Source organism: Candidatus Krumholzibacteriia bacterium, assembly GCA_035649275.1.
Classification (GTDB): Bacteria; Krumholzibacteriota; Krumholzibacteriia.
This window is the reverse complement of sequence record DASRJW010000003.1, coordinates 1-7,705: the sequence shown is the minus strand read 5'-3', so window position 1 is coordinate 7,705 and position 7,705 is coordinate 1. Positions and strand designations below refer to the sequence as shown.

The 7,705-nt window shown below is 68.3% G+C and carries 5 protein-coding genes; 3 read left to right on the top strand and 2 right to left on the bottom strand.

The window, feature by feature from the left end; translation table 11 throughout:
- Window positions 1-437 (top strand): glucose-6-phosphate dehydrogenase (locus tag VFE28_00050; GenBank protein ID HZM14364.1); only part of this gene is annotated, 437 nt, incomplete at its 5' end.
- A 38-nt stretch (window positions 438-475) separates the two neighbouring features.
- Here the strand turns inward: VFE28_00050 and VFE28_00045 are convergent.
- Together VFE28_00045 and VFE28_00040 are read right to left on the bottom strand one after the other, a co-directional pair.
- Complete coding sequence (locus tag VFE28_00045; protein ID HZM14363.1) at window positions 476-3,391, bottom strand: hypothetical protein; 2,916 nt, start codon at window positions 3,389-3,391, stop codon at window positions 476-478.
- A gap of 16 nt (window positions 3,392-3,407) precedes the next feature.
- Window positions 3,408-5,219, bottom strand: a complete 1,812-nt coding sequence (locus VFE28_00040; protein HZM14362.1) for a hypothetical protein — start codon at window positions 5,217-5,219, stop codon at window positions 3,408-3,410.
- Between the two features lie 272 nt (window positions 5,220-5,491).
- Here VFE28_00040 and VFE28_00035 point away from each other — a divergent pair, with 272 nt between their 5' ends.
- Window positions 5,492-6,484, top strand: coding sequence for a N(4)-(beta-N-acetylglucosaminyl)-L-asparaginase (locus VFE28_00035; GenBank protein ID HZM14361.1), 993 nt, complete (start codon window positions 5,492-5,494; stop codon window positions 6,482-6,484).
- A 63-nt stretch (window positions 6,485-6,547) separates the two neighbouring features.
- The gene (locus VFE28_00030; protein HZM14360.1) at window positions 6,548-7,513 is read left to right on the top strand and encodes a TerC family protein; all 966 of its coding nucleotides are present in this window, start codon (window positions 6,548-6,550) and stop codon (window positions 7,511-7,513) included.
- The last annotated feature ends 192 nt before the right edge of the window (window positions 7,514-7,705 follow it).

Here is a 7,705-nt window from a genome sequence, read left to right as displayed (position 1 = left end):
TCATCATCGTCTTCCGCCGCCCGCCGCACCTCATGTTCCCGCTGCCGCCGGGGGCGCAGCTCTCGGAGAACTACCTCGCCCTCCACATCCAACCGGACGAGGGCATCCACATGCGCTTCGAGGTGAAGGTGCCGGACACGGCGGCCGAGCTGCGCCCGGTGGACATGGAGTTCCACTACGCCGAGGATTTCGGCGAGGGTGCGCTGCCCGAGGCCTACGAGCGCCTCCTCCTCGACGCTCTCCTCGGCGACGCCTCGCTCTACACCCGCGCCGACGGCATCGAGCTCTCCTGGCGGCTCATCGATTCCATCCAAGCCGGCTGGAAAGGCGCCCAGGCTCCGGCCCTCGAGGTCTACGCCCGCGGCAGCTGGGGCCCCCGGGCCGCCGACGCTCTCCTCGAACGCCACGGCCGCAGCTGGATCCTCGACGACGATTGATCAGGACCAGCGCAAATGGATCGTCGACGACTATTGGGTCAGAACGGCCGCACCATGGCGATGCGGAAGTATTCGTCGCGCACGAAGGGTGCTCCCTCCCGCTCCCACGGCAGGGTCTGCCCTTCGCCGTAGCTCGGCACCAGGAGGGCGCGGCGCCCGAAGCGTAGCGGCACGCGTACTTCCCATCCAGCGGTGTGCCGCGCCAGCGTGTTGTCGCCCCAGACGCGGCCCTGCTCGTAGAAGAGGACTCCGGTCACGCCACCGAGGGATAAACCGAAGGCCGCCACCGGGAGCCCCGGTGTGAGCGGCAGCCGCCATTCCAGGCCGGCGACGAGGGCCTGATCGCCTGGGACATTGCGCGGGAAGCCGCGCAACGCATAGGCGTCGGCGAAGGCGAGCACGTCGTCAGCGACATACGCGGCGCCGTAACGAACGGGGAGAATGGGCGGGTCGGCGCGCAAACCGGTGAAATCCTGCGGCGCCGGGGTCCCCCAGACGGCCTGGCCTTGCACGCGGGCGAAGACGCTGCCCGCGAACGGCAGCCCCCAGGCCTTGCACGCATCCAGCGTGGCACGGCGGAATTCGGTGTCGCTCCCCAGCGCCTCGTCGGCCCACTCGAAGCGGGCGAGGAAACCGTGACCGCGCTTTGGATGATCCCCCGGCTCCCGGTGCGGCGGCCTCTTGCTGTAGCGGTAGGTGATGCCGAGCTTGTGTTCTCGATACGCCACGAGCGGTGCCGGCAGGTTCGCCGACGCGAGCTCCTGCGCTCCGAATTTTTCCGGTTCCTCCACCTCGACGTTGCTGAAGTCCGCGAGAAGCTCCACCTCGTGCTTCGCGTACAGATGCTCGCCGGCGTTGAGCGGCTGCCGCCAGCCGAGGGTCAGGTGGTCCCGGGTGTCCCAGAGGAGATCGCCGGCATAGAGACGTAGGCCGAGGCGCGACTGATAGCCGCCGGAGAGACGGAAAAAACCGGGGAGGCCCAAGGGCAACCGACTCCCGTCCCACCTGCCGTAGAACCAGCGCATGCCGAAATGCTCGTCCACCGTTCCCACGTCGCCCGCCAGGATGACGCTGTGCCGGTGCGCCGTGTCGACCCACAGTCCGGCCGCCATCACTCCCCACAGGTCGAAGGAGGGAAAAACGAAGGCGCCCGTGTTCCGCGCATGCCTCCAGGCGCGATACGGCCTGGGCTCGCTCAGCGCCGGCACGCGCTCGGGGTCGATGGGCGGGATGGGATGCGCCGGCTGCTGGTGCCGCCAGTCGACGAAGCGCGCCGCCACCACCGGTTCCACCTCGTGGGCGCGGCGCTCCGGAGCGATGCGGCGGAGGCGCACGCTGTCCGTCGTCGCCAGTGCCACGGCGACGACGGAGCCGCTGTCGGGCTCCACGTCGAGCGCGAACATCGCCTCGCCGACGTCGGTCATGCACTCCACCTGCGCCTCGCCACCATCGGCGGGCACGGTGAAGACGTTGGGCACATCGTCGGCGTTGCGATCGCTGGTGAAGAAGAGTCGCGTGCCGTCGTGGCTCCACAGCGGCCGCAGGTCACGGGCGGGACCGGAGGTGACGCTCTTCGTCGTCCCGGAAGCGAGGTCCATCACCGCGAGATCGACACCCTTGCCTGTCTCGAAGCGGGTGAAGGCGAGCCGGCTGCCGTCGGGGCTGAAGCGCGGCCCCAGCACTTGCACGTCTTCACCATGCTGGGTGAGGGGCCTCACCTGGCCACCATCGGGTGCGCAGGTATAGATGTTGGTGGTCGACCCGTCGATCGCAGTGAAGGCGATGCGGTCTCCCGCAGGTGACCAGTGCGGATGGCTGGCACGACGCCCCGAGGTGAGCCAGCGCGTCTTGCCGCTTACGAGGTCGGCCACCTTCAGGTCCCAAAGCAGGCTGCCGTGATGGGATCGGTGCATCTTCGCGTAGACGAGAGCCGTGCCCGCAGGGTTGAAAGCGAAGCTCGTGTCCAGGATGCCGTCGTCGACGCGCCACATCATGCGGGTGCTGTCGTTGCTCACCACCACGAGCTGCGCCGGCGCGGCCGCAGGCCGCACCAATCCCGCCACCCGCTTGCCGTCGGGGGAGTAGCTGAGGGTCTGCAGTCGGGGCAAGGGCGAACGCAGATGCGTACCCACGGCGCCCACGGCCTCCTTCTGGCCGTAGAGGGCGTAGGTGTACGCCGACACCGCGCGCCGCCATTCCTCCAGGAAATCGCGCCGGCTCACCCCGGTGGCGGCGCGGAAGCCGCCATCGAAGTCGGCGAGACCGAGCAGGCGCCGCGCCTTCACCGCCCGGACGATGGCGCTGTCGCCATACTGCGCTGCGAGATAGCGCACCCTGCTGAAGCCGCTATCGTGCGGATCCAGGTCCTCTTCGCGGTCCCGCAGCACGTGGCTGCGCAATTGCAGATCGCTTCGGTAGGCGCCCCACTCCTCGGTGCAGTACTCCGCCAGCCCCTCGAGGAACCAGGCCGGCGTTTGGAACAGACTCCACACCCCGGTCCAGTCCCGCGCCGCCTCCATCCACACCACGTGCTGGAATTCGTGGGCGATGACCAAGCGCAGCCACTTCTCTTCGCTGCCGAAACGGCCAGCGTAATCGTTCACGTGCACCCAGATGAAGATGCGCCGGGGCAGAGCGAAGCCGTTCACGGTCTCGTCTTCCTCCGAGAGCAGCAGGCTCGTCTTGCCGCCCATCTCGATCTCGAGCCCCCGGGTGATGGGCTCGTACACCTGCTCGGCGATCGTCGCGGCGCGCTCGGCCGTCGCTTCCAATCCCTGGTGATAGATGATGATGAAGTGTTCGGTCTGGCGCTCCATCCAGCGGAGCTCAGGGTGGGAACGGTCGTTGGCCAGACCGAGCGGTTGCGCCGCGGCACGGCCGCAAGGAGCGACTGCGGCCAGGAGGACGACGAGACCCCGGAGTGGGTGACGAGGGCCACCCGGCCGCCGCCTCATGCGCTTCCTCTCGTTCTCACGCTGGCGACCGGGTGCGGGTGAGGCGGAGTACGAGCCATGCGGCCACGACCAGAATGGCGACGCCACCGAGAACGATGGCGAAGGTGCCGGTGCGATAGAAGGGAGGCTGGCGCAACACGGTGAAACGCGCGCTCGTCCGGTGCGCCGTCGCGTCCACGTCGTGGGCGGTGAGCACCACCTCGTTTCTCCCTGGACGCAGCGGCACCGCGAAGGCGAATTCGAGTTGCCGACTCGAGTCGGCTGCCGCGGAGCGCGGCCGGATCGCCACGACCTCGCCTCTTCGATCCCGGATGGGCTCGCCATTGAGGGCCGCCTCGATGCGATCGACGCCGACGTCGTCCGCCACCTGGCCGGTGAACTCGATGCGATCGGCGCGGGTAGCCACCGACGGTCGAGCGGGAGAGCGCACGGCGAAGACCGGAGCGCTGCTCAACACCACGATGCGTTCGGCGGTACCGGGGGCCGAGCCGACCGCTGGGCGGCCGGCCGGCGCTGCATTCCCGCCTGCCGCTGCCTTGCCGCCCGTCGTGCTCGCGCCGCTACCGCTGCCACCGGTAGCCTGCTGCTCGATATCCTCTGCCGTTTTCCGGGCCCAGGTCGCCGCCGTCACCAGCTTCGGGTCGAGCCGGGCGGCCTCCTTGAAGCGGAGCAGCGCTTCCTCACGCTGGCCGACCACGTAGTAGTCCAGCCCTTCGCGAAAGCGCGTTTCCGCCTCGCCCAGAATCGGCACCACATCGAAGCGCAGGTTGGGATGCTCGCGCAGCCACTTCTCCAGAAAGAGCAAGCGCCCGTCTCCGGGCTGGAGCTGTTCCATCCCGCGCAGCTTTTCCGCCGCCGCATCGTACTCGCGCCGCGACGCGAGCACGAGGAAGGCGGCGATCTGCGCTTCGATGGCGCGATCCAGCTCCTCCCCCGTCAGGACCGGCGCGGTCTCGGCAGGCTCGGCCGGGTTCTGCACCGCGGCGGTTCCGGCCTCGCCTTCCCAGGTGACGCGCACGTCCCCGATGGCGTCCAGCACCTGCAGGTCCACCCGGCAGCCGGCGCGCTCGAAGTCGGCGCTGCGCAAGCCGCCCGGAATCGACTGCAGGTGCGGTGCCGCGCAGCGGCGCAGCACCGCCTCGGGGGCACGGACCTGCAACCCCACATCGCGCCGCAAAACGAGGGCGAGAGATTTTGCCGCGCCGCTGAGCACGAGGCGGGCTTCCCCGGCGAACGGCTCCCCTCCCAGATCGAGGCGCACCTCGCTCCCCAGGACGCGCAGCGCCGCCTGCGCCGGCCGGGCGTTCAGAAAGCGTGAAAGCTCGAGGCTGCCGTCGTAGACGCTCGCCCAGGCGACCTCGAGCCGCTCCGTGCCCGGCCGCCCGAAGGCGAGTCGCACCTTCGTTCCCTGCGCGAACACGCTCAAGCTCTGCAAGGGCATTCCGGAGAGATCGTAGTCGCCGCGCCCACCCTGGCTGCGCACCACGAGCGCCGTGGGAGAGCTGGGCATGAGTTCCATTTGCCAGCTCTCGGACTCGACCCGCCCATCCTCGAACAAGGCCCGATCCCAGAGACGCAGCATGGCGAATTGGTCGAAGGTCGAAAGCTCCGCCTTCTGCGCTTGGGTCCAACCTTTGTAGAGGTATGGAGCATCGGCCACGGCCGGGGTCCGGACGACGATGTCGTCGCGGAGGCTGTGGACATCGATGAGGAGGAGAGTGCAGCGAGGCTGCGCGATGAGCTCCTGCGCGGCAGGCGTGGCCGCCACGGAAACCGTCGCGCCGTACGCGAGAGCCGCGAGGATCCGACCCAGCGGTTGGCTCGTCATCCCGTGAATCTCCCGCGCCTCCCCTCGGCGCGCGGCGGAGTATATCGGATCGCCCCGCACCTCGCACCATTACCGGTTTCGCTGGCCTGCCGGTGTACCGGTTTCGCTGGCCTGCCGGCATGCCGGTGCGTACACTGCCTGCGCCCCGGCCGGAGGCAGAGGCCGGCGGCGCGCGGGAGCAGCGCGGGATACGCACCGCATCCGGACGGCCGCCGAGGCCCGGTGATTCCCCGCGCGACGTGCGAACCGTCGTCGAGCGGAGAGACCAAGCCGTGTCGGAGCGCAAGAACATCGCCGCCCGTTCCTCGAGCCGGCGTGCTTTCCTCGAAACCTGGCTCCTCGGTCTGCCCGCCTTGGGACTCGCCGGCCGCGCTGCAGCACAGGAGCTCGCCCCGGCCGGTCCACCGCGCCGCCCGCTGGTGGTTTCCACCTGGTCCCATGGAGTCGCCGCCAACGCCGCGGCCTGGGCAGTTCTGGAAAAGGACGGTCTCGCCCTCGATGCGGTGGAGACAGGCGTGCGCGTCACCGAGGCCGACCCGGAAGTGGACTCCGTGGGGCTCGGCGGCCTCCCCGATCGGGACGGCCGGGTAACGCTGGACGCCTGCATCATGAACGGCCAAGGCCAATGCGGTTCCGTCGTCTTTCTCCAGCACATCATGCACCCGACCTCGGTGGCGCGACGCGTCATGGAGCGCACGCCGCACGTGGTGCTCGCCGGCGAGGGGGCCCTGCGTTTCGCCCTGGAGCAGGGCTTCCCGAAAGAGAATCTCCTCACCCCCAAAGCGGAAGCGGCGTGGAAGAAGTGGTGCAAGGATCACGACTACAAGCCGGCACGCAGCCACGACACCATCGGCATGCTCGCCATCGACGGCCGTGGCCGCCTCGCCGGCGCCTGCACCACCAGCGGCCTCGCCTTCAAGATGCACGGCCGGGTCGGCGACTCGCCCCTCATCGGCGCGGGTCTCTACGTCGACGATGCGGTGGGTGCCGCCTGCGCTACCGGTCTCGGCGAAGCGGTGATCCGGGTTTCAGGGAGCTTCCTCATCGTGGAGCTGATGCGGCGGGGACTCTCGCCCGACGATGCCTGCCGGGAAGCGGTGGCTCGTGTCCAGAGCCGCACGCCCGAACCGGAAGACCTGCAGGTCGGCTTCCTCGCCTTGAACCGGAACGGGGAAATCGGCGCCTGCAGCGTGCGCCCCGGTTTCCAGTTCGCCGTCCACGCTGCCGGCGGCAAGGTGTTGCAGGATGCGCCGAGCAGGCGCTGAGAGGACTCGTGCCGCCCTCGCGCCGGCGCCGCGGCGCGGGGAGAGGCCTAGCCTGGAGTGGGGATGGACTGGTTTCTGATCGGCTTCCTCGTCTTCGTCCTCTCCGTGCTGGCGCTCGACCTCGGCGTCTTCCACCGGCACGCCCGCATCGTCCCCATGCGCGAAGCCCTGGCGTGGACCTCGGTCTGGATCAGCCTGGCGCTCCTCTTCGGCGTGCTGGTGTACTTCATGTACGACCGGCACTGGCTCGGCATGGGACTGCAACCCGGACACGAGACGTCGGGACAACGGGCGTTCCTGCAATACCTCACGGGCTACATCGTCGAGGAATCCCTGAGTCTGGACAACGTCTTCGTCATCGCTCTCATCTTCGACCACTTCAAGGTTCCGACGATGTACCAGCACCGGGTGCTCTTCTGGGGCATCCTGGGAGCCATCGTCTTGCGCGGCATCATGATCGCCGCAGGAATCGCACTCATCCGCCGCTTCGAATGGATCATCCTCGTCTTCGGCGTCTTCCTCGTGTTCACCGCGATCCGGATGATCTTTGCGCGCGAGGAGAAATACGACCCCGAAAAGGACATCCTCTTTCGTCTGGCCCGACGGGTCTACCCGGTCTCGCCGCGGCTGGAAGGGGAGAAGTTCTTCACCCGCGTCAACGGCAGGCACGCCATCACCCCGCTCTTCCTCGTTCTCCTCGTGGTGGACAGCGCCGATACGCTTTTTGCCGTCGACTCCATCCCAGCGATCTTCGCGATCACTCAGGATCCGTTCATCGTCTTCACCTCCAACATCTTCGCCATCCTGGGGTTGCGGTCCATGTACTTCCTCATGGCGGGGGCCATGGAGAAGTTCCGCTACCTGAAGACCAGCCTCGCCTTCGTCCTCGCCTTCGTGGGGATCAAGATGCTGCTCTCCCACTATGTCCACCTCCCGATCGCCGTTTCCTTGGGGGTGATCTTGGGGATTCTCTTCCTCGGGATCCTGGCTTCCCTCGTGGCCTCGAAGCGCGAGGCCCGCCGCGTCTGATCCGCTTCGAGGCGCTCCCGAGTGGCCATGAGGATCTCCCTGGGACGAAACGCCGAGGTATAGCGTCCCCATTGAGTACGATCTCCCCGCCTTCGACACATTCTTTCGCGAGCCCCGCCGGCAGGTCGCAGTTGACTACGAACGCACAGCGCGGATCGGTCGGTACCAACTCGAACCCCTGGACGCGCAAGT